Below are 21,632 nucleotides of genomic sequence, written 5' to 3' on the forward strand. Positions count from 1 at the left end.
GTCGTGGGTTCATGGCTATATGATGGGAAACGCCTGCCGCTGTTTCAATCCGCGTGGAATATCGCATGACCGACGAAACCAGTAAAACGCCCGCTGGCCTGGATGATGATGCGCCGCCAAAAGAGCTGACGCCGGCGGCCCGCCGAGCGCTGGCCGAGGCCGAGGCTCGACGCACCGCGTATCGCGAGAAGGAAGCCGCCCTGCCGAAGGAGATCGGCGGGCGCGGCGGCAGGGAACCCGGCCGCTACGGCGACTGGGAAGTCAAAGGCCTGACCAGCGACTTCTAAGGTATGCTGATATTCAGGTGAGGCCGGCCTGCAAGCGATGGTTCCCTGCGCTTCCCCGTTCTACTGCGTCGCAGTAGAACTGAGCTCACGTACTTTAGTACGCTCCGCTCCGGTTCTCGGAAACCATCGCTTTCGACTCGGCCTGACCTGAATCTCAACACACCTTTAGGCGGACGTCGTGTCACATCGTTATGCAGCGTTGCGCTGAGCCTCAAGTGCCAGCCAGCCGCGTTCGTCGATGGTGATGCCGACGCCGTCATAACCGGGGATCGCGGCATGCGGTGTTTGCATCGGGTGCGAATGCGTGGCGCTGATCACCATGACCGCGGCTTGCGCGGCCTCGGCCGCTGCGATGCCGGCCGGAGCATCCTCGAACACAAGGCAGTCGCGCGCATCGAAGCCGAGCCGTTGTGCGCCAAGCCGGAAGCAGTCGGGGGCCGGCTTGCCGCGGGAAACGTCTTCGGCCGCAACGATGATCGCCGGGACAGGAATGCCGGCAGCCTCCATGCGTGCCAGCGCCAGGGAGCGCGGCGCCGAGGTGACGACCGCCCAGCTTTCGCCCGGCAGCGCCTTGAGAAAGGCCACGGCGCCGGCAATCGGGACAATGCCGTCCAGATCGGCGGCTTCGGCCTTCAGCAGCAGGTCGGCCTCATGCGCCGGGTCGACGCCTGGCAGGGCAAGGTTGGTAATGGTCTCGATCGCCCGCACGCCGTGGATCGTCGGCAGGAAGGCCGCGACGTCGAGGCCATGGCGGCGCGCCCAGTCGCTCCACACCCGCTCCGCCGAGGCGATGGAATTGATGAGCGTGCCGTCCATGTCGAAAAGGAAGGCCGCGAATTTTCTGCCAGCAAACATGATTTTCCTTGAAGTCCGGGGTGCGTGTCGAGGGAGGGCGCAACCGTAACGTGAAGGCGCGGACCTGGAAAGGCACGGGGGCATATTTTGCGACGGTCCAGGGAACCACAGCCACCTGGCGACGTTGCAACCGCATTGTTTTTCCATGACGATCGAAGGGGACGTGCGATGCTGATCCGGCTCGGCTACGAAATCGCCATTGAATGCGCCGAGGCCACTCCGGTGATTTCGCTGCTCGAGATTCACAAGGACAGGCAGGCCGACATCAAGCGGCAGACGCGCGTCCTGACTTCACCTTCGGTGCCGACGAGGCTCTATCAGGACCTGCATGGCAATGGCTGCCGCCGCTTCATTGCGCCCGCCGGCACCTTCCGCATCCTGTACGATGCGGTCGTCGAGGACAGCGGCGAGACGGATGAGGTCAACACGCTGGCCCGGGAAATGCCGGTGGCTGAATTGCCCGACGAGGTGCTTGGCTATCTTCTTGGCAGCCGCTATTGCGAGACCGATCATCTCAGCAGTCTCGCCTGGCAACTGTTTGGCCATCTTCCCTCCGGCTGGGCGCGGGTGCAGGCGATCGTCGACTATGTCCACAACCGGCTGTCGTTCGGTTACGGCTACGCGCGTTCAACCCGCACGGCGGCGCAGGCGCATGAAGAACGGGTCGGCGTCTGCCGCGATTTCGCCCATCTGGCGATCACGCTCTGCCGCTGCATGAACATTCCTGCGCGCTATGTGAATGGCTATCTCGGCGACATCGGCGTGCCGCTCGATCCGGCGCCGATGGATTTCTCGGCCTGGATGGAAGTGTTCCTCGACGGCAAGTGGTACACGTTCGATCCGCGCCACAACCGGCCTCGCACCGGCCGCGTCGTCATCGCCCGCGGCCGCGACGCCACCGACGTGCCCTTGCTGCACAGCTTTGGTCCGCACCGGCTCAGCCTGTTCAAGGTGTGGACCTACGAGCAGGAGGGCAATCTGTTCAATCCGCCCTATCACGGCATCGACAGGACGGTCAGTGCACAGACGTTGGCGTAGTCCTTCGCGCTGTTAGTGCCGCAATCCCGGGACAGTTGGTTCGGTTCGGCACAGAGAGCCTGTGCCGCAACAGCACGTCGCGGAACACTCAGCGGCTGCTTCAGGTTGAGCATGGTAAGCGGTTCGTAAACGCGACTGGGGCCACGTTGTTAGCGTTTACCGTTCGTTGACCCTTGTTAAGAGGGAAATCAAACAAAAACAACAGATTGATGGTTCACGGCTCGGTTCCGGCGCTCGGCGGGCGGCTTCCGGCTGGAATCCTGCATTGCCCCTATTGCGGCGACGAGGCCGAGGCATGCGGAGGCTGTTGGATGCGAAATTACGGGGGTCTTGTTCACGCGGTCGGCGGGTTCGCCAGACACAGCGGTGGAAATTTCACAATCCTGTTCGGCTTTGCTGCCTCGGTCCTGGCGCTGGCCGCCGGCTTCTCGGTCGACATCTCGCAGCTCTACAACGCCCGGTCGAGTCTGCAGGGCGTGGTCGACGCCGCGGTGACGTCAACGGCGCGCGACCTGACGACCGGCGTCATCAAGGAGGCCGACGCCAACAAGGCGGTGCAGAACTTTCTCGTGGCCAACAATACGGCGGGCATCCTGCAGCCCGACCAGATCGTGCTCGACAGACTGGTCGTCGACAGGACCGCCAAAACGGTGCAGGCGGATGTCCATGTCGATGTCGCCCTGTTCTTCCCGGTTTTCGGCATGGGCAATACGAAGCGCGTCACCGCGTCGACGACATCGCTTTATTCGGACAAGACCATCGAAGTGGCGATGATGCTCGATGTGACGGGATCGATGGCCGGTCAGAAAATCCAGGACCTGAAGACCGCCGCGGCCAATGCGGTGGATAGTTTCCTGGGCGGCCAGGACCCGAACAGGCCGCGGGTGCGGGTGTCCATCGTGCCCTATGCCAACTCGGTCAATGCCGGCCAGCTGGCAGCCAGCAGCGTCTATGTTGAAACCAACGCCGGCCAGCGCAAGCAGGCGCCCGGCAATGCGAGCCCTCAGCTTGCCTCGGCGTCGCCGCGTCCGGACAATTGCGCCACCGAACGCAAGGGGGTCGATCAGTATTCGGACGCGGGTCCCGACTCCAGCATGGTCAATCGCGACTATCTTTTGTCGGGCTTTGCCACGAAAACAGGCACCGCCGCTTGCCCGGTCGCCGCGCTCGTGCCTCTGACAGCCGACGCTGCCACACTCAAGAATGTCATCAAGGATCTTGTCGCCTCGGGCGGTACCGCCGGCCATATCGGCGTCCAGTGGACCTGTTATATGCTCTCGGAAAGCTGGGGCAGCGTGCTCAACGCTTCGCAGCGGCCAGCCAAGTTCGATCCGAAGAAAGTCGGCAAGTACGCAATCCTGATGACGGACGGCGAATTCAACCTGTCCTATTTCGACGCCACCGGCGTTGACGGGGTCTACAACGACGCCGGCAAGGAGACGACCCGCACGGCGGCGACAAAGCTCTGTGCCGCCATGCGCGACAAGGGCATAGAAATCTTCACGATCGGCTTCAAGCTCGATGAGGCGAATGCGGTCACGACGCTGCAGACCTGTGCCAGCCCCGATACGGGTTCAGCCAAGCACTTCTACCAGGCCGCCGACGGCGTCGAACTGGATACGGCCTTTCAGACCATCGCCCGCAACATCGAGACCCTGGCGTTGACGAAATAGGGCTTGGCCCAAAGGAAAAGGCCGCCGCTTCTTTCGAAGCCGGCGGCCTTCCGTGTTTCCGTCCATGGCGCGGCCTGTGGCGGCAACCCCTTCGGGTCACCTGCCGCGCATCTCGCGCCTTAACGGGAAGACTGCTTCCCGAAAGTGCAATCCGCTGAGGCCACGTTCTGGAAAACGAAATCACTCGACATCGGATCACCTCCTTTCGATTTGTTGAACACACAGACATGATGGGGTGCGTCGCGGGAAATGACAAGTGCCGGGCTGAAAAAGGCGTCCTGCCGGAAAATGCCGCCCAGTCCGGTCTGCGTGCTTAGGCTTGCGATCCACGGCTCAAATGGACAACATGGCGTCATCAGGTCACGGGAGGGACCATGGACGCCACCGAGAGGGCCGCGCGCATCGTTCGAACGGTGATCGAGGCGCTGAAGCCGGGTTTTGCCGTCAGGCTGTGGACCGGGGAACGGATCGGCCCAGCCGGCGGCCCGGTGCTTGCCATCAACGATCAGGATATCGTCTGGCAACTGGCCCGCCGGCCGAATTTCTCGACGCTGCTCGAAATGTGGATTTCCAGGACGATCGACGTCGAGGACGGCTCGCTGTTCGATCTCTACGCCCTGCCGTCACAGGGCAAGCTGAGGCTGAAGGCGCTGCCGAAACTGGCGATCCTGCGCGACCTGCCCGCCGTCTTGTTTTCGCGACGGCAGATGACGAAGCGGGCCGATCTTGCCGGGCACAACCCCTTTGTCAGCGGTTCGAACAAGCAAGCGATCGAACATCACTACGACATTTCCAACGCCTTCTACCGGCTCTTCCTCGACGAGCGCATGGTCTATACCTGCGCCTACTTCACCGATTTCGCCAACGGCATCGACCAGGCGCAGAAGGACAAGCTCGACCATATCTGCCGCAAGCTGAGGCTGAAGCCGGGTGACCGGCTGCTCGACATTGGCTGCGGCTGGGGCGCGATGCTGATCCATGCCGCCAAGCACTATGGCGCCATCGGCCATGGTGTGTCGCTGTCGGAGGAGCAGACCCGGCTGGCGCGCGAGCGCATCCGCGCCGAGGGGCTGGAGGACAAGATCACCATCGACATCAAGTCCTACACCGAGCTCGACGGCAGCTACGACAAGATCTCGTCCATCGGCATGTTCGAGGCGGTCGGCCTCGCCAATCACGCCACCTATTTCTCGACCGTCCACCGGCTGTTGAAGCCAGGCGGCATCTATCTGCATCATGCCATCACGAGGCGCGGCAAGGGCGGCACGCGCAAGACTTTGCGCAAGGGCGCGGAATACAAGGCGTTGATCAAATACATCTTCCCCGGCGGCGAGGTCGACACGATCGGCATGACATCAGGCAATCTCGAGGCGCATGGCTTTGTCATCGCCGACGTCGAGAATCTGCGCGAACACTATGCCCGCACCTGCAGGCTGTGGGCCGAGCGCCTGCAGGCGCGCTTCGACGAGGCGATCGCCGAGGTCGGCGAGCCCAAGGCACGGCTATGGCTGCTTTATCTCACCGGCTGTTCGATCACCTTCGATCGCGGCTCGGCGCAGATTTTCCAGACCGTCGTCACCAAGCGCGCGCGGGGGCCAAGCGGCCTGCCGCCGACGCGGGCCGACCTTTATCGGTAGCTACAGAAAGCGCATCGCGTCGCCGACCTTAATGCCGGCCGGCCTGTCCACCGTGCAGTAGACGCCAAGGTTGTGCGCGTTGTGGCGGACCAGATTGCGCAGGATACCGGGATCGTGGTCGAAGCCGTCCTGGCTGATGATGGTGAAGCCGCAGCGGCGGCAGGGTTCGGAAATCGTCAGGAGCAAGTCGCCGATGGCGAGCTTGCGGCCGATCCATTCGGTTTCGGGAAACGAGCCTTCGACCGCTGCCATGTCGACAATGATGTTGGGGCGGAAGCGGCGCGGGTCGGCGGCGCCTTCCGGATGCAGCGCTTTCAGCCGCGCCAGCGAGGCCGTGGTCAGAAGATGGATCGGCGCCTTTGCGTAGCGGGCCGCGGTGACGGGGCCGGCATAGGCTGGCGGCGCATTCTCTCGGCCAAACGGCCGAATCGAGGCGGCGAAGCCGAGATAGGTCGATAGGGCTCGGTCGCATTCGGCGCCGGGTGCGCTCAGCCAGTCGCCGCCGGGGATGGCGATCTCCAGGTCGCGATCATTGGCCAGCCGGGTGCGGATGCGCGGCACCTTGTGCCATTTCGCCTCGCGATCGGGCCGCGCGATCTCATTGTCCGAGGTATCGACGAGGCCGAACATGCGGTCGCCCGCCATGCCCGCCGGTCCGACCAGGATGGCGTCCTGGCGCTCGCCGGCGAGCGAACTCGCCGGGTAACGCCAGAGCTGGCTGACCGAGCCCAATGCCGCTTCGCCTGCCATCAGCCCTTCTTGTTCTGCCGGTTGGCGATGAGGTCGTCGACGACGGCCGGATCGGCGAGCGTCGAGGTGTCGCCAAGGGCTGCAAAATCATCCTCGGCGATCTTGCGCAGGATGCGGCGCATGATCTTGCCGGAGCGCGTCTTGGGCAGGCCGGGCGCGAACTGGATCTTGTCGGGCGAAGCGATGGCGCCGATCTCCTTGCGGACATGGGCGATGAGCTCCTTGCGCAGTTCTTCCGTCGGCTCCTCTCCCCTCATCAGGGTGACGTAGCTGTAGATGCCCTGGCCCTTGATGTCGTGTGGATAGCCGACGACGGCGGCCTCGGAAACCTTGTCATGGCTGACCAGCGCCGATTCGACTTCGGCCGTGCCCATGCGGTGACCGGATACGTTGATGACGTCGTCGACGCGGCCGGTGATCCAGTAATAGCCGTCGGCGTCGCGACGGCAGCCGTCACCGGTGAAATACTTGCCCTTGTACGTCGAAAAATAGGTCTGCACGAAACGGTCGTGATCGCCATAGACGGTGCGCATCTGGCCGGGCCAGGAATCGGTGATGCAGAGATTGCCGTCGGCCGCCCCTTCCAGCACCTTGCCTTCGCCGTCGACCAGCTGCGGCTTGACGCCGAAGAAGGGCCGCGTCGCCGAGCCTGCCTTGAGATCGGTGGCGCCCGGCAGCGGGGTGATCAGGATGCCGCCGGTCTCGGTCTGCCACCATGTGTCGACGATCGGGACCTTGCCGTTGCCGACGACGTTGAAATACCACTCCCAGGCTTCCGGATTGATCGGCTCGCCGACCGAACCCAGCACGCGCAGCGATTTGCGCGAGGTCTTCTTCACCGGGTCGTTGCCGGCGCCCATCAGCGCGCGCAGCGCGGTCGGCGCGGTGTAGAAGATGTTGACCTTGTGCTTGTCGATGACTTCCCAGAAGCGCGACTGCGACGGGTAGTTCGGCACGCCCTCGAACATCAGCGTGGTGGCGCCGTTGGCGAGCGGACCGTAGACGATGTAGCTGTGGCCGGTGACCCAGCCGACATCGGCGGTGCACCAGTAGATGTCGCCGTCATGGTAGTCGAAGACATATTGGTGCGTCATCGAGGCATAGACGAGATAGCCGGCGGTGGTGTGCAGCACGCCCTTCGGCTTGCCGGTCGAGCCTGAGGTGTAGAGGATGAACAGCGGGTCTTCCGCCTTCATCTTCTCGGGTTTGCACTCCGCCTTCACCGTCGCGACCTCGTCGTGGTACCAGACGTCGCGGCCGGGCGCCCAGCCGATCTTGCCGCCGGTGCGGCGCACGACAAGGACATTCTTCACCATGACGAAGTTCTTCGCGGCGATGTCGATGGCCTTGTCGGTGTTCTCCTTGAGCGGGATGGACTTGCCGCCGCGCAGGCCCTCATCAGCTGTGATGACGAAGGTCGATTCGCAATCGACGATGCGGCCGGCCAGCGCATCGGGTGAGAAGCCGCCGAAGACGATCGAATGGATGGCGCCGATGCGCGTGCAGGCCAGCATCGCGTAGGCGGCTTCCGGGATCATCGGCATGTAGATGGTGACGCGGTCGCCTTTCTTGACGCCGTGCTTCTTCATCACATTGGCGAGCCGGCAGACATGCTCGTAGAGCTCGTTGTAGGTGATCTTCTTGTCGTCGTAGGGGTTGTCGCCTTCCCAGATGATGGCGGTCTGGCTGCCGCGCTTCTTCAGATGGCGGTCGATGCAATTGTAGGAAACGTTGGTCAGCCCGTCCTCGAACCATTTGATCGAGACCTTGCCGTCGAAGGAGGTGTTCTTGACCTTGCTGAAGGGCTTGAACCAGTCGATGCGCTTGCCGTGCTTGCCCCAGAATTTGTCCGGGTTCTTGATGCTGTCGGCATACCATTTCAGGTAAGTGTCGTTGTCGATCAGCGCATTCTTCTTCCACGCCGGCTGGACGCGATGGACATGAACCTCGGACATTCCTGACTTTCCTCCCATACCAATCCGCCGGCTTGAACCGCCGGCTGGATCGCGGCGAAGCGGCCGCGAATTCGGCGGCATTATTACCAGTTCCGCCGTGACGGCAACATTAGACGTTGGATTCGCGCGGCGGGATGCCGCAGGGGCATCCTCAGACGTTGTCAGCACTCGGGGTGGCTCGCTGCTAACCGTATGTTTTCGCGTCGAAAAGCCAGTTTCGATCAGGAAAAATCAATAGACAGTTAAGCAACGGCGCGCACACTCTGACGTTGGGAGGAAAGGAGACTCAAGTTGGGGACCGCCATGCGCGACCATTCCGAAATGGACCTGATGCTCAAAGGCTATGGGCTGACCACGGCCAAGATTCTCTATCATTTTCCCGATCATCCGCACCTGCTGCAGAGCTTCATCTGGCAGGACTACGACATCGCTCCGCGGTTTCCGGTGCTGATCAAATTCATCGAATTCTGGAAGGCCAAACTGGATGGGCCGCTGCATTCGGTCGTCTACACCCACCAGAAGCTGATCGCGCCGAATGAATGGCGCAAGGTGGATGGGGAGTTCGTGCTGCACTAAGGCCTGCCGATATTCAGGTGAGGCCGGCCTGCGAATGGCGGCTTCCTGCGCTTCCGGCTCACGTACGAAAAGTACGCTCCGCTCCGGTTCTCGGAAGCCACCATTCTCGACTTGGCCCGACCTGAATCTCGACGCCTTAACTTTGGCGCGCGGTGGTCACACCGCCGGCGGGTTCAGCCGGGCAAAACCTTCCTGGCGGCGGTACGGAAAATACGGATAGGGCGCTGTGACTTCGCTGGCCGCGTCGAGTTTTTTCACCTGCTCCGGCGTCAGCGACCAGCCGACGGCGCCGAGGTTCTGGCGCAATTGTTCCTCGTTGCGGGCGCCGATGATGACGGAGGAAACGGTCGGGCGCTGCAGCAGCCAGTTGATGGCGATCTGCGGCACCGTCTTGCCGGTTTCCCGCGCCACCGCGTCCAGCGCATCCATCACCCGGTAGATATGTTCGTCCTCGACCGGTGGGCCGAAGCTTGCGGTGTCATGCAGCCGGCTCTTTTCCGGCAGCTTCTGGCCACGGCGGATCTTGCCGGTGAGGCGGCCCCAGCCGAGCGGGCTCCACACCAGCGCGCCGACGCCCTGGTCGAGGCCGAGCGGCATCAGTTCCCACTCATAGTCGCGGCCGACCAGCGAATAGTAGACCTGGTGCGCGGCGTAGCGCGGGTAGCCATGCTTGTCGGCCGCCGCAAGCGACTTCATCACCTGCCAGCCGGAGAAGTTGGAGACGCCGACATAGCGCAGCTTGCCGGAACGCACGAGTTCGTCCAGCGTCGACAGCACCTCCTCGATCGGCGTGCCGGCATCGAAGGCATGCAACTGCAACAGGTCGATGTAATCGGTGCCGAGGCGCTTCAGCGCGGCGTCCACGGATTTGATCAGGCGCGAACGCGAGGAGCCGTAGTCGGCCGGTCGGTCGCCCATCGGCAAGGATGTCTTGGTCGAGATCAGCACGGCATCGCGCCGGCCCTTGATGGCCTCGCCGAGCACCTCTTCCGAGGCGCCATTCGAATAGACATCGGCCGTGTCGAACAGATTGACGCCGGCCTCGAGGCAAATGTCGACCAGCCGCCGCGCTTCCCTGGCGTCGCTGTTGCCCCAGGCGCCGAACAGCGGACCAGAGCCACCGAAGGTTCCCGCGCCAAATGAGAGGGCGGGCACTTTCAGGCCCGATGCGCCGAGACGTCGATAGTCCATTTTCTTACTCCTGGTGGTTGGAAGAGGTGTCGAGAGAAATCCGTTCGCCAACGATCGTCAGGGCCGGACGGTGACCGGCGCGCCGAGCGCGCTGGCGCGATCGAGGCGCAGCGCCAGCCCGGCGACGCCGAGTGCCGCGACCGGCAGCAAGGCGGCGACCCAGGTGAGCGAACCCAATCCAAGCCCATGGGCGATGACCGCGCCGCCGAGCCACGCGCCGGCGGCGTTGCCGAGATTGAAGGCTGCGATGTTGAAGGACGAGGCCAGGCTCTGGCCGGCGCCTTGCGCCTTGTCCAGCACCCACATCTGCAGCGGCGCCACGGTACCGAAGGCGGCGGCCCCGAGCAGGCCGACATAGATCACGGCCATGACCTTGCTGTGGATGGCGAAGCTCATGGTGGCGAGCACCACGGCCAGCACCACGAGGCTGCCCAGCACCGCCGGCACCAGCCAGCGATCAGCGACCTTGCCGCCGGCGAGATTGCCGGCAATGAGGCCGCCGCCGAAGATGAGCAGGATCGGCGACACGGCCGCTTCCTTGAAGCCGCTGATCTCAGTCAACAGCGGGGCAATATAGGTGAAGACGGCAAAGACGCCGGCATAGCCGAGCACGGTGGTGGCGAGGCCGAGCAGGACCGGCGTGCGGCGCAGCACGGCAAGGTCGGCGCGCAGGTCGCTCTTTTCGGGCGCGACCTGGCTGCGCGGCACCAGGGCCAGGATGACGGCGAAGGCGGCTAGGCCGACCACGGTCAGGGCCCAGAAGGTCGCGCGCCAGCCGAAGGCCTGGCCGAGCCAGGTGCCGAAGGGCACGCCGAGGATGTTGGCGATGGTGAGCCCGGTAAACATCAGCGCGATCGCCGAGGCCTTCTTGTTGGGGGCGACCAGGCCGGTGGCCACGACAGAACCGACGCCGAAGAAGGTGCCATGGGCAAAGGCGGTGACGATGCGGGCGCCCATCAGGGTCCAGTAGTCGGGCGCCAGCGCACAGGCGAGATTGCCCAGCGTGAAGATCGCCATCAGTGCCAGAAGCACGGTCTTGCGCGGCCAGTTGCCGGTGGCGATGGTCAGCAGCGGCGCGCCGATGACGACGCCCAGCGCATAGCCGGAAATGAGCTGGCCGGCGGCCGAGATCGAGACGCCGAGGTCTTTGCTGACATCGATGAGCAGACCCATGATGACGAATTCGGTGACGCCGATGCCGAAGGCGCCGGCGGCGAGGGCGTAGAGAGCGAGAGGCATGGCGGTTTCCACTTCCAAGACGGCCCGTTAAGGCGACGAGCGCCTTGTCCAACCCGCGCCCCGACCCCTGAGATCGTGTCGCCATGCACTGTGAACCAGACTTGCGTTGGGCACATTTTCTGTGAAATAGATTCACAGATGGCGAGATCCGACATCAATCGCTCCGGCGAGATCGAAGTCTTCGTGCGCGTCGTCGAGGCGGGCAGCTTATCTGCCGCGGCACGTGCGTTGCGCATGACGCCATCAGCCGTCAGCAAGCTGATCGCGCGGCTGGAAGCCCGGCTTGGCGCGCGGCTGGTCAGCCGCTCGACGCGCAAGCTGCAGCTGACGCCGGAGGGAACGGCGTTCTACGACAGCGGGCTGCGCATCCTCGCCGACATGGCCGCGGCCGAGCGCGAGGCGGCGGCCGGTGCAGCACCGCGCGGGCGGCTGCGCGTCAACACCTACGTGCCCTTCGGCGTGCACCGGCTGATCCCGCTGCTGCCGCGCTTCCTTGAACGCTATCGCGAAATCTCGGTCGATCTGGTGCTGACCGACAGTGTCATCGACCTGATGGCGGAGCGTGCCGATGTCGCCGTCCGTGCCGGGCCGCTTGGCGAATCAAGGCTGGTGGCGCGCAAGCTCGGGCAGAGCCCGGTGGCGGTGGTCGCGGCCCCATCCTACCTCGAAGCGCACGGCACGCCGCTGACGCCGGCCGATCTCGACCGCCACAACCGCATGGGCTTCGGCTTCGTCAGGCATATCGACGGTTGGCCGTTCCGCGACGCGGAGGGCCGCGCCATCATGATCCCGATCACCGGCAACATGCTGGTCAGCGACGGCGAGGCGATGCGGCTGATGACGCTGGCCGGAACCGGCATCTCTCGGCTGGCGCGCTGGCATGTCGCGGCCGATATCGCCGCCGGGCGGCTGGTGGCGTTGCTGGAGGATTTCAATCCGGGCGACGAGGAGGCCACCCACGCCGTCTATGTCGGCCAGGGCCGGCATCTGCCGGCGCGGGTGCGGGCCTTTCTCGATTTCCTGGCCGAGACCGTGAGGCTCTAAGCAAATGCGCTTTTCAAGCGCCGTTCGACAACCCGGCGGGCGGGCTATGGAATCCCGTCCGGCCATCGCAGGTGCCGCCGCCCAGGCACTGGGAGCGTTGGCAGTTCAGGAGGCGTGAATTGGTCCGCGTGGTCACGGCATTCCTGCTTGCAATCGTGACATGGCTGCATGCCCCGACGATCTGCGAGGCTGCCGAGGTCGCCACACCTGCCGCGAACGCCAGTGACAACGACGTCAAGCAACTGCTCTCAGTAGTCCTGGCGCAAACGGAGGATTTCTGGGGCGCCACCTTCAAGGCCGGCGGATCGACCTATGAGGAGCCCAAGCTGGTGCTGTTCACCGGCTTCATCGCGACTGCATGCGGTGTTGTTTCTAGGACGTCATACTGCGCGGCGGACCAGAGAATCTATCTCGATCCGGCGTTTCCCGGGCTTCGAGAGATCGGGTCGATTGGCGACTTCGCCAAGGCGCTGATTCTCGCCCGAGAAGTTGGGCACCATGTGCAGAACATCTCGGCCGTTCCGCAGAAGCTTGTCGCTGACGGCGACCAGCAAGCCGCCATCATCCGGTCGGAACAGGTCGAACTGCAGGCCGATTGTTTTGCCGGACTGTGGAGCCACTATGTTCAGGACAAGGGGCTGTTAGAAGACACCGATCTGGCGCAAGCCAGAGAGCTGCTGCGATCTCTCGGAGACGATCAGCCCGCCAATGCCTTCGGAAATTCGACGGCCAAGAGGTACGGCACCTCGGAACAGAGGATCCGCTGGTTTGATCGGGGCCTTGCCGGAAAGGCGATCGCGGACTGCGATACTTTTGCGGATCCGCTTTGATGCCGAGCCAGCCGTTGCCCTGTCGGGGAGTTGCGCCTTCATTGGCCGACAGACTTCAAGGCTTTCCTGATCTTTTCGATGACCGTGCCGATGTCCGACCGCCCGGAAGTGTATTCTCCATCCGGGTCATAATATGCGTCCCGCAGCTGCTCCAAACGAGCAATGACAGTGGTTGCGTAGTCATGCGCCGTACCGGCGACGACGACCTTTTCGAATTCGCCCTGCGCGGCACTGACCGCGCCGACGCAGACTTTCCAATCGTAGGGGCTGGCTGAAGCAGCGGCGTGGCGATCAGCCATGATTGCCACGATTATGTCTCGAAATTGCGCGGCGGATGGTGCCATCGTCGTCTCCAGACATCGCTGCTTCGGCTTCATGATGGTAGCCGCAACCGCGTCCGGTACAAGGCGGCCGTGCGGGCGAAACGCTAAAAAGCCGCGCGCCCGAAGGAACGCGCGGCTTTCTGGAAAATCGCGTCTTGTTGGAGACGGACTATGCCTTCGCCACGAATGGCGCCGGGCGACGGCCGGCGGCCTGGCGCTCCAGCATCCAGCCGGGATATTCGGACGGCAGCGCGCTGACCTCGTCCAATTTGGCGAGATCGTCCGCGTCGAGCTTCACTGCAGCCGCGGCAAGGTTTTGTTCGAGCTGATCCATGCGGCTGGCGCCGATGATCACGCTCATCACGAAAGGTTTGGCCAGGACATAGCCGAGCGCCACGGTGGCGACGCTGACATCATGCTTCCCAGCGATCTCGCGCATGATGGCGACCGCCGCCCAGGCACGATCCTCGTTGACCGGCGGGAAGTTGAAGGATGCGCGGCGGCCTTCGCCATTGCCGGGCGCGCCGGGGCCGTATTTGCCGGAGAGCAGGCCGCCGGCCATCGGCGACCACACCATCAGCCCGAGTTTCTCCTCGTTGATGAGCGGCACGATTTCGCGTTCGAGATCGCGGCCGGCGATCGAATAATAGGACTGGATGGTCTCGAAGCGGGCAAGGCCCTTGCGGTCGGCGATGCCGAGCGCCTTGGCGATGCGCCACGCCGCCCAGTTGGAAACGCCGACATAGCGGACCTTGCCGCTGGCAACGAGATCGTCCAGCGCCCGCAGCGTCTCGTCGATCGGCGTCACCGCGTCGGTGCCGTGCAGCTGATAGAGATCGATATGGTCGAGTTGCAGCCGTTCGAGGCTGGCGTCGACCGAATCCATGATGTGGCCGCGCGAGGAGCCGCGATCGTTCGGACCCTGGCCCATGGCGCCATGCACCTTGGTCGCGATGACGACGTCCGACCTGGCGACGCCGAGGTCCCTGAGCGACTGGCCGAGCAGGCGCTCGGACTCACCGAAGGAATAGACATCGGCCGTGTCGAAGAAATTGACGCCGGCGGCGATCGAGCGGCCGACGATCTCGTTGACGCCCTTCTGGTCGAGGCTGGCGATCAGCCCCCACTGGGCATTCTGGCCGGCGGCGCCGAAAGTCATGGTGCCGAGGCACAGTTCGGAGACGAACATCCCCGTATTTCCAAGCTGGTTGTAACGCATGGCGAAGGCTCCAGGAGAAATGTGTGATGACACAAAACAAATAGGAACGGAACGTTTCGTTTCCAGTCGTGGCGCAGCCAGCTTATCGGACTGGCCCAAAGGCGTGGGTGTCAGCGGCTACCAAAGATCGCCGAGCCGACCCTGACGCTGGTGGCGCCGAAGGCGATGGCGGTCTCGTAGTCGCCGGACATGCCCATGGACAGCTTTTCGACGCCGGCCTCGCGCGCAAGCTTCTCCAGCAAAGCGAAGTGCGGACCGGGGTTCTCGTCCGCCGGTGGGATGCACATCAGGCCTTCGACTGCGAGGCCGTGGACATCGCGGCAGCGGGCGACGAAGGCCACCGCGTCTCGCGGCTCGATGCCGGCCTTCTGCGGCTCGGAGCCGGTGTTGACCTGTACATAGAGTTTCGGTGCGCGGCCTTGCCGTGCGATCTCCTTGGCGAGTTCGGCGGCGATCTTGTCGCGGTCGACCGTCTCGATGACGTCGAACAGCGCCACCGCTTCCTTGGCCTTGTTCGATTGCAGCGGCCCGATCAGATGCAATTCGATGGCGGGAAAAGCCTGCTTCAGATCAGGCCATTTGCCTTGCGCCTCCTGCACGCGGTTCTCGCCGAAGACGCGCTGGCCGGCCTCGATGACGGGGCGGATGTCGGCGGCGTCAAAGGTCTTGGAGACGGCGACCAGCGTCACCGCGCCGGCCTCGCGGCGGGCCTCCTGCTCGGCGGCGGCGATCTTCGCCTGGACCGCGAAAAACTGCTGAACGGTGTCACCCATATGCAAATCCCGCTGTTTTGACCCGCGTTTTTGGCCGCCGCGATGCCCATATGGTTGACGGGTTTGCCAAACCATGGTGAACACCCGGACCACATTCCCTGAACCGCAGAGTCAGTCGCCCGCGGTTCGCGCCTGCTTTTAAGTGAAAAACGTCCCATGGCAACCGAACGATACAATCCGCGCGCGTCAGAGCCCAAATGGCAGAAGGCCTGGGCCGAAAAGAAGCTGTTCGAAGCGCGCAATGACGACCCGAAGCCGAAATACTACGTGCTCGAGATGTTTCCCTATCCGTCAGGGCGCATCCATATCGGCCACACCCGCAATTATACGATGGGCGACGTGGTGGCGCGCTACAAGCGGGCCAAGGGTTTCAACGTGCTGCACCCGATGGGCTGGGACGCCTTCGGCATGCCGGCCGAAAACGCGGCGATGCAGAACAAGGTCCATCCCAAGGAATGGACCTACCAGAACATCGCCACCATGCGCGAGCAGCTCAAGGTCATGGGCCTGTCGCTGGACTGGGCGCGCGAGTTCGCCACTTGCGACGTTGACTACTACCACCGCCAGCAGATGCTGTTCCTCGATTTCGTCGAGAAGGGGCTAGTGACGCGCAAATCCTCCAAGGTCAACTGGGACCCGGAGGACATGACGGTGCTCGCCAACGAGCAGGTTATCGACGGGCGCGGCTGGCGCTCCGGCGCGTTGGTGGAACAGCGCGAACTGACGCAATGGTTCTTCAAGATCACCGATTTTGCGCAGGACCTGCTGGATTCGCTCGACGGCCTCGACGAATGGCCGGAAAAAGTGAAGCTGATGCAGCAGAACTGGATCGGCCGTTCGGAAGGCCTGCTGATCCGCTGGCCTCTGGCCTCGGACGTTGCCGGCGAGCACGAGCTGGAAGTCTACACGACGCGGCCCGACACCATTTTCGGCGCCTCGTTCATGGCCGTTGCCGCCGACCATCCGCTGGCCAGGAAGGCCGCCGAGACCAATCCGGAACTGGCGAAGTTCATCGACGATATCAGACATATGGGCACTTCGGTGGCCGCGCTTGAGACGGCCGAGAAGAAGGGTTTCGACACCGGCATCCGCGTCGTCCATCCGTTCGACGACAGCTGGACGCTGCCCGTCTATGTCGCCAATTTCGTGCTGATGGAGTACGGCACCGGCGCCATCTTCGGCTGCCCGTCCGGCGACCAGCGCGATCTCGACTTCGCCAACAAATACGGCCTGCCGGTGATCCCGGTGGTGATGCCGGAAGGCGGCGACGCCAAGACCTTCCAGATCACGGAAGAGGCCTATGTCGACGACGGCGTGATGATCAATTCGCGCTTCCTCGACGGCATGAAGCCGGACCGCGCCTTCGACGAAGTGGCGAAGCTGCTGGAGCAGAAGACGATCGGCAACCGGCCGATGGCCGAGCGCAAGGTGAATTTCCGCCTGCGCGACTGGGGCATTTCGCGCCAGCGCTACTGGGGCTGCCCGATCCCGATGATCCATTGCGAGGATTGCGGCGTGGTGCCGGTGCCGAAGGCCGACCTGCCGGTCAAGCTGCCCGACGACGTCGATTTCGACCGGCCGGGCAACCCGCTCGACCGGCATCCGACCTGGCGGCATGTGAAGTGCCCGCAATGCGGCAAGGACGCACGCCGCGAAACCGACACGATGGACACTTTCGTCGATTCGTCCTGGTATTTCGCTCGCTTCACCGCGCCCTGGGCGCATGAACCGACCGATCCCAGGGCGGCCAATGAATGGCTGCCGGTCGACCAGTATATCGGCGGCATCGAGCACGCGATCCTGCACCTGCTCTATTCGCGCTTCTTCACTCGCGCCATGCGCGAGACCGGCCATGTCGACCTGGCCGAGCCGTTCAAGGGCCTTTTCACGCAAGGCATGGTGGTGCACGAAACCTACCGCGCCGGATCGGCTTCGAACGGCCGCTGGCTGGCGCCGACCGAGGTGCGGCTGGAGGGCGTCGAGGGTGAACGCCGCGCCTTCGACATCGCCACCGGGGAGCCTGTCACCATCGGCCCGCTGGAGAAGATGTCGAAGTCGAAGAAGAACACGGTGAGCCCCGAGGACATCACCGACGGCTACGGCGCCGATACGGCGCGCTGGTTCATGCTGTCGGATTCGCCGCCCGAGCGTGACGTCGAATGGACCGATGATGGCGCCGCCGGCGCGCACCGCTTCATGCAGCGCATCTGGCGGCTGGTGTCGACGGCCGCCGAGACGCTGGCAGGCGTCAAGCCCGTAGCGGCTGACACCGGCGAGGCGGGAGCGGTCTCGAAGGCCACGCACAAGATCCTGAAGGCGGTCGGCGAGGACATCGAGAAGCTCGGCTTCAACCGCGCCATCGCCCGCATCTATGAACTGGCCAATGTGCTGACCACGCCGCTCAACCAGGTGGCGGAAGGCAAGGCCGATCCGGCACTGCAAGGCGCCTGCCGCCAGGCGGTGGAGATCCTGGTGCATCTGATCGCGCCAGTGATGCCGCACCTGGCCGAAGAGTGCTGGGAGGCGCTCGGCGGCACCGATCTGGTCGCCGAACGGCCATGGCCGGTCTTCGACCTGGCGCTGGTCGTCGACAATGAAGTGACCTATCCGGTGCAGGTCAACGGCAAGAAGCGGGGGGATTTGACAATTGCCCGCGACGCGGACCAAGGTGCGGTCGAAAAAGCGGTATTGGCTCTCGACTTCGTGCAGAAAGCGCTCGAAGGTAAGGCTCCGCGCAAGGTGATCATCGTGCCGCAGAGGATCGTCAATGTCGTTGCCTGATCGGGAAAAGACGGAGCTGAGCCGTCTGCTGCGCCGCGTCGCGCTTGCCGGCCTTGTCGGCTCGCTGGCGCTGGTTTCGGCCTGCACGGTGCGGCCGCTCTATTCCAACGCGCCGTTGTCGACGGGAGTGAGCGCCAATGCCGAACTGGCGTCGATCGCCATCAAGCCGGTCAAGACGCGTTACGCCCAGCAGGTGCGCAACAATCTGATCTTCGGCTTCGGGCGTGGCGCCGGCGAACCGGCGTCGCCGCTTTATTCGCTGGATCTCAGCGTGACCGAAGCTGTTGAATCCTCGGCCCTCGTGCAGGTCGGCACCGATGAGGACGAGCCGACCGCCGGCTCGGTGACGCTCACCGCCAATTATACGCTGACCGATGCGAAAACCGGCGCCGTCATCACAGTCGGCAAGCGTTCTATCACCTCGTCCTTCGACAGGCCGCGCCAGGAATTTGCCTCGTATCGCGCGCAGATCGACGCCGAGAACCGCGCCGCGCGCGAATTGGCGGAGGCGCTGCAGCTGTCCATCGCCCAAGATATGGTCCGGCACGGCAAGAAGGCTGGCTAGCGCCACCTTATTTCCACGCAAAACGTTGCCTCGATCCTGATGCACGGCCCGCTTCGCGACGGCCGGGAGTTTTCTTTTTTGACCCGACGCATGTGCATGAGTGGGTGATCGTGGATGACGATCACCCACTCGAATCCGGCACGTGCGCCATCGCCGCGAAAGATGCGTTTCGGCCGCTCCAAAAGCGCCGGCGGGAAGCAACTGTTAACCACTCGCTCCCTATGTCTCAGCAGACATTTCAGCGTGAGTCTTGAGAATGGAATCCAAGCGTTTTCCTCGGGTCAGTTCATTGAAGCCAGCTTCGCCCGATGACCCCGAGGGAAAGCGTTTCAGCGGCCCGGGCGGCAAGCTGGACGGCCAGCAGTCGGGCGCCGCCGCGGGCGGCAATTTCCCGCCGCCTGTCGATCTCGGCGGCAACGAAAGTCCAGCCTGGCAGGAGTATTTCTTCCTGGCGCCCAATGTGCGGTTTACCCGCACGCCGGACTATGAAGCCAGCCCGCGCCATCCGCGCCAGGTCACCTCCGAGCAGGACGAACAGCCGGCACCGCCGGCGCGGCAACCCGTCGCACAGCCTGCCGCGACCACGACGTCGTCCGTGCTCCCGTCCTCGGCATCGGCTGCGGCGATGAAGAGCCGGAACGCCGCTTTGGAAGCCGCCCGGCCGCCCGCCGGCGACAAAGCCGTGATGCATGAAAGATCGCCGGCCTCGGTTCCGCCAAGGCATACCAGCGAAAAGGCGCGGACTGTCGTGACGGCCGGTGCGAGGGCTGCCGCGACGGCACGTGCATCCGCACCGGCCGCGTCCGCCCAGGCAATGGCGGCGCCGGCCAGGACGACAGGCCGCGAAACCGTCCGCTGGCCCTATCTGTCGGATCACGTCTTCTTCGAGCTCATGGCGCCCTACATGATCGAAGGTTCGTCGCCCACGCCGCGAGCCGTCCCGGCGCCCCGCGTGTCCGCGCCTGTTGTTGTCCCTGGACGCGTCGACGCCCGCGCCGCGCCCACGGCCGACCCGACCGCGTCGTTCCGCGTCATCGACTGGCTTCCAGGCCAGCAGGCCCCTGCCGCTTTGCCGGATGTCCGGCCGGCCAACTCCAACGAAGCCGTGGTTCAGCCGGCGGCGGCAGGTGTGCCGCAGCGAGCCCGGGATCGGGTCGCAGCCCCGGCAGTCGCGGGCAATGCCGCTCCGGCGCAAGGTGCGCAAGTCGCGGAGGAGGCCGTTCAGGCCCCAGCTGCGCGCGCGTCTTCGCCGCTGCCAAGGGTCGGCAAGATCGTGCCGGCCACGACCGGCGAGGCGTATGAACTTCCCTCCGAGGAACTGCTGCAGCAGCCGCCGGAAGGGCAGGGTTTCTATATGTCGCAGGAGCGGCTCGAGCAGAATGCCGATCTCCTGGAAAGCGTGCTGGAGGATTTCGGCGTCAAGGGCGAGATCATCCACGTTCGCCCGGGTCCGGTCGTCACCCTCTACGAGTTCGAGCCGGCGCCGGGCGTCAAATCGTCCCGCGTCATCGGCCTCGCCGACGACATCGCCCGCTCCATGTCGGCGATCTCGGCGCGCGTCGCCGTCGTGCCCGGCCGCAACGTCATCGGCATCGAGCTGCCGAACGAAACGCGCGAGACCGTCTATTTCCGCGAGCTGATCGAATCGCAGGGTTTCCGCAAGACCAGCTGCAAGCTGGCGCTTTGCCTCGGCAAGACCATCGGCGGCGAGCCTGTCATCGCCGAACTGGCGAAGATGCCGCATCTGCTCGTCGCCGGCACCACCGGCTCCGGCAAGTCGGTTGCCATCAACACCATGATCCTGTCGCTGCTCTACCGGCTGAAGCCGGAAGAATGCCGGCTGATCATGGTCGATCCGAAGATGCTGGAACTCTCGGTCTATGACGGCATCCCGCATCTTCTGACGCCCGTCGTCACCGATCCCAAGAAGGCGGTCACCGCGCTCAAATGGGCGGTGCGCGAGATGGAGGACCGCTATCGCAAGATGGCGCGGCTCGGCGTGCGCAACATCGACGGCTACAATGAGCGCGCCGCCCAAGCCCGCGACAAGGGCGAGGCGGTCGTCATGACGGTGCAGACCGGCTTCGAAAAGGGCACCGGTGAGCCGCTGTTCGAGCAGCAGGAAATCGACCTTGCGCCGATGCCCTACATCGTCGTCATCGTCGACGAGATGGCCGACCTGATGATGGTCGCCGGCAAGGAGATCGAAGGCGCCATCCAGCGCCTGGCGCAGATGGCGCGCGCCGCCGGCATCCATCTGATCATGGCGACGCAGCGTCCCTCGGTCGATGTCATCACCGGCACGATCAAGGCCAACTTCCCGACCCGCATCTCCTTCCAGGTCACCTCCAAGATCGACAGCCGTACCATTCTGGGCGAGCAGGGCGCCGAGCAGCTGCTCGGCCAGGGCGACATGCTGCACATGATGGGCGGCGGGCGCATTTCGCGCGTGCACGGCCCCTTTGTCTCCGACGCGGAGGTCGAGCATGTCGTGGCGCATCTGAAGGCCCAGGGACGCCCGGAATATCTGGAAACCGTGACAGCCGACGAGGATGACGAAGAGGTCGAAGACGACCAGGGCGCGGTCTTCGACAAGGGATCGGTCGCGGCCGAGGACGGCGATTCCAGCTATGAGGAAGCGGTCAAGGTGGTGGTGCGCGACAAGAAGTGCTCGACGTCCTACATCCAGCGCCGCCTGGGCATCGGCTACAACCGCGCCGCATCCCTGGTCGAGCGCATGGAGAAGGAAGGCCTGGTCGGCGCGCCCAACCATGTCGGCAAGCGCGAGATCATCATGGGCCGGCGCCCGCCGGTGGCCGCGCCTGACGACGACGGCGTGGAATGATCGGCCGCCCTTTCGGCAATCGGACTTCTTCCCACGCATAATGAAAATGGC

18 protein-coding genes are annotated in these 21,632 nt (G+C 64.2%); 10 read left to right on the plus strand and 8 right to left on the minus strand.

Translation table 11 applies throughout. The features are described 5' to 3' along the window. The first annotated feature begins 65 nt into the window (after nucleotides 1-65). Nucleotides 66-287 (plus strand): DUF1674 domain-containing protein, encoded by a 222-nt coding sequence (locus tag JG746_RS06015; protein ID WP_202357333.1) that lies wholly within the window; start codon nucleotides 66-68, stop codon nucleotides 285-287. A 189-nt stretch (nucleotides 288-476) separates the two neighbouring features. On the opposite strand, the gene JG746_RS06020 is transcribed toward JG746_RS06015, so the two are convergent. Then, nucleotides 477-1,142 (minus strand): HAD-IA family hydrolase, encoded by a 666-nt coding sequence (locus JG746_RS06020; protein ID WP_202357334.1) that lies wholly within the window; start codon nucleotides 1,140-1,142, stop codon nucleotides 477-479. A 168-nt stretch (nucleotides 1,143-1,310) separates the two neighbouring features. On the opposite strand from JG746_RS06020, the gene JG746_RS06025 reads away from it, so the two are divergent. From JG746_RS06025 to JG746_RS06035, 3 genes are all read left to right on the plus strand, one after another. Next, nucleotides 1,311-2,180 carry a transglutaminase-like domain-containing protein gene (locus JG746_RS06025; protein ID WP_202357335.1) on the plus strand — a complete coding sequence of 290 codons (870 nt, stop codon included), beginning with the start codon at nucleotides 1,311-1,313 and terminating at the stop codon, nucleotides 2,178-2,180. 311 nt (nucleotides 2,181-2,491) lie between these two features. Then, entirely contained in the window at nucleotides 2,492-3,853 is a 1,362-nt protein-coding gene (locus JG746_RS06030) for a pilus assembly protein (RefSeq protein ID WP_202357336.1), read from the plus strand. 374 nt (nucleotides 3,854-4,227) lie between these two features. Beyond that, a complete protein-coding gene (locus JG746_RS06035; RefSeq protein WP_202357337.1) occupies nucleotides 4,228-5,490 on the plus strand; it encodes an SAM-dependent methyltransferase in 1,263 nt (420 codons plus the stop codon). Here the strand turns inward: JG746_RS06035 and JG746_RS06040 are convergent, their stop codons facing one another. Both JG746_RS06040 and acs read right to left on the minus strand, forming a co-directional pair. After that, a complete protein-coding gene (locus JG746_RS06040; RefSeq protein ID WP_202357338.1) occupies nucleotides 5,491-6,240 on the minus strand; it encodes an MOSC domain-containing protein in 750 nt (249 codons plus the stop codon). Continuing rightward, nucleotides 6,240-8,195 (minus strand): acetate--CoA ligase, encoded by a 1,956-nt coding sequence (gene acs / locus JG746_RS06045; RefSeq protein WP_202357339.1) that lies wholly within the window; start codon nucleotides 8,193-8,195, stop codon nucleotides 6,240-6,242. The genes JG746_RS06040 and acs overlap by 1 nt, the downstream gene beginning before the upstream one ends. Nucleotides 8,196-8,498: 303 nt before the next feature. On the opposite strand from acs, the gene JG746_RS06050 reads away from it, so the two are divergent. Beyond that, a complete protein-coding gene (locus JG746_RS06050; protein WP_202357340.1) occupies nucleotides 8,499-8,771 on the plus strand; it encodes an usg protein in 273 nt (90 codons plus the stop codon). Between the two features lie 156 nt (nucleotides 8,772-8,927). Here JG746_RS06050 and JG746_RS06055 read toward each other — a convergent pair whose 3' ends face one another. Then, nucleotides 8,928-9,962, minus strand: a complete 1,035-nt coding sequence (locus tag JG746_RS06055) for an aldo/keto reductase (RefSeq protein ID WP_202357341.1) — start codon at nucleotides 9,960-9,962, stop codon at nucleotides 8,928-8,930. Nucleotides 9,963-10,019: 57 nt separating this feature from the next. Next, nucleotides 10,020-11,201, minus strand: coding sequence for an MFS transporter (locus JG746_RS06060; protein ID WP_202357342.1), 1,182 nt, complete (start codon nucleotides 11,199-11,201; stop codon nucleotides 10,020-10,022). A 138-nt stretch (nucleotides 11,202-11,339) separates the two neighbouring features. Here JG746_RS06060 and JG746_RS06065 point away from each other — a divergent pair, with 138 nt between their 5' ends. After that, the gene (locus tag JG746_RS06065) at nucleotides 11,340-12,245 is read left to right on the plus strand and encodes a LysR family transcriptional regulator (protein WP_202357343.1); all 906 of its coding nucleotides are present in this window, start codon (nucleotides 11,340-11,342) and stop codon (nucleotides 12,243-12,245) included. A gap of 128 nt (nucleotides 12,246-12,373) precedes the next feature. Continuing rightward, the gene (locus JG746_RS06070; RefSeq protein ID WP_244730870.1) at nucleotides 12,374-13,075 is read left to right on the plus strand and encodes a neutral zinc metallopeptidase; all 702 of its coding nucleotides are present in this window, start codon (nucleotides 12,374-12,376) and stop codon (nucleotides 13,073-13,075) included. A gap of 38 nt (nucleotides 13,076-13,113) precedes the next feature. Here the strand turns inward: JG746_RS06070 and JG746_RS06075 are convergent, their stop codons facing one another. From JG746_RS06075 to JG746_RS06085, 3 genes are all read right to left on the minus strand, one after another. Continuing rightward, complete coding sequence (locus tag JG746_RS06075) at nucleotides 13,114-13,452, minus strand: hypothetical protein (protein WP_202357345.1); 339 nt, start codon at nucleotides 13,450-13,452, stop codon at nucleotides 13,114-13,116. A 115-nt stretch (nucleotides 13,453-13,567) separates the two neighbouring features. Beyond that, nucleotides 13,568-14,617, minus strand: coding sequence for an aldo/keto reductase (locus JG746_RS06080; protein ID WP_202357346.1), 1,050 nt, complete (start codon nucleotides 14,615-14,617; stop codon nucleotides 13,568-13,570). Nucleotides 14,618-14,727: 110 nt separating this feature from the next. Beyond that, nucleotides 14,728-15,390 (minus strand): YggS family pyridoxal phosphate-dependent enzyme, encoded by a 663-nt coding sequence (locus JG746_RS06085; protein WP_202357347.1) that lies wholly within the window; start codon nucleotides 15,388-15,390, stop codon nucleotides 14,728-14,730. 156 nt (nucleotides 15,391-15,546) lie between these two features. Between JG746_RS06085 and leuS the strand changes: the two genes are divergently transcribed. The 3 genes from leuS (at nucleotide 15,547) to JG746_RS06100 (ending at nucleotide 21,581) form a co-directional block, all read left to right on the plus strand. Next, a complete protein-coding gene (leuS, locus tag JG746_RS06090; RefSeq protein ID WP_202357348.1) occupies nucleotides 15,547-18,171 on the plus strand; it encodes a leucine--tRNA ligase in 2,625 nt (874 codons plus the stop codon). Next, nucleotides 18,158-18,736, plus strand: a complete 579-nt coding sequence (gene lptE, locus JG746_RS06095) for an LPS assembly lipoprotein LptE (RefSeq protein ID WP_202357349.1) — start codon at nucleotides 18,158-18,160, stop codon at nucleotides 18,734-18,736. The genes leuS and lptE overlap by 14 nt, the downstream gene beginning before the upstream one ends. 256 nt (nucleotides 18,737-18,992) lie before the next feature. Further along, nucleotides 18,993-21,581 carry a DNA translocase FtsK gene (locus tag JG746_RS06100; RefSeq protein ID WP_202357350.1) on the plus strand — a complete coding sequence of 863 codons (2,589 nt, stop codon included), beginning with the start codon at nucleotides 18,993-18,995 and terminating at the stop codon, nucleotides 21,579-21,581. The last annotated feature ends 51 nt before the right edge of the window (nucleotides 21,582-21,632 follow it).

Source organism: Mesorhizobium sp. 113-3-3 (assembly GCF_016756495.1).
Taxonomy (GTDB): Bacteria; Pseudomonadota; Alphaproteobacteria; order Rhizobiales; family Rhizobiaceae; genus Mesorhizobium.

Coding starts and splice junctions, on each gene's coding strand:
- JG746_RS06015 (WP_202357333.1), top strand. CDS start 66: ATGACCGACGAAACCAGTAAAACGCCCGCTGGCCTGGATGATGATGCG.
- JG746_RS06020 (WP_202357334.1), bottom strand. CDS start 1,142: ATGTTTGCTGGCAGAAAATTCGCGGCCTTCCTTTTCGACATGGACGGC.
- JG746_RS06025 (WP_202357335.1), top strand. CDS start 1,311: ATGCTGATCCGGCTCGGCTACGAAATCGCCATTGAATGCGCCGAGGCC.
- JG746_RS06030 (WP_202357336.1), top strand. CDS start 2,492: ATGCGAAATTACGGGGGTCTTGTTCACGCGGTCGGCGGGTTCGCCAGA.
- JG746_RS06035 (WP_202357337.1), top strand. CDS start 4,228: ATGGACGCCACCGAGAGGGCCGCGCGCATCGTTCGAACGGTGATCGAG.
- JG746_RS06040 (WP_202357338.1), bottom strand. CDS start 6,240: ATGGCAGGCGAAGCGGCATTGGGCTCGGTCAGCCAGCTCTGGCGTTAC.
- acs (WP_202357339.1), bottom strand. CDS start 8,195: ATGTCCGAGGTTCATGTCCATCGCGTCCAGCCGGCGTGGAAGAAGAAT.
- JG746_RS06050 (WP_202357340.1), top strand. CDS start 8,499: ATGCGCGACCATTCCGAAATGGACCTGATGCTCAAAGGCTATGGGCTG.
- JG746_RS06055 (WP_202357341.1), bottom strand. CDS start 9,962: ATGGACTATCGACGTCTCGGCGCATCGGGCCTGAAAGTGCCCGCCCTC.
- JG746_RS06060 (WP_202357342.1), bottom strand. CDS start 11,201: ATGCCTCTCGCTCTCTACGCCCTCGCCGCCGGCGCCTTCGGCATCGGC.
- JG746_RS06065 (WP_202357343.1), top strand. CDS start 11,340: ATGGCGAGATCCGACATCAATCGCTCCGGCGAGATCGAAGTCTTCGTG.
- JG746_RS06075 (WP_202357345.1), bottom strand. CDS start 13,452: ATGAAGCCGAAGCAGCGATGTCTGGAGACGACGATGGCACCATCCGCC.
- JG746_RS06080 (WP_202357346.1), bottom strand. CDS start 14,617: ATGCGTTACAACCAGCTTGGAAATACGGGGATGTTCGTCTCCGAACTG.
- JG746_RS06085 (WP_202357347.1), bottom strand. CDS start 15,390: ATGGGTGACACCGTTCAGCAGTTTTTCGCGGTCCAGGCGAAGATCGCC.
- leuS (WP_202357348.1), top strand. CDS start 15,547: ATGGCAACCGAACGATACAATCCGCGCGCGTCAGAGCCCAAATGGCAG.
- lptE (WP_202357349.1), top strand. CDS start 18,158: ATGTCGTTGCCTGATCGGGAAAAGACGGAGCTGAGCCGTCTGCTGCGC.
- JG746_RS06100 (WP_202357350.1), top strand. CDS start 18,993: ATGGAATCCAAGCGTTTTCCTCGGGTCAGTTCATTGAAGCCAGCTTCG.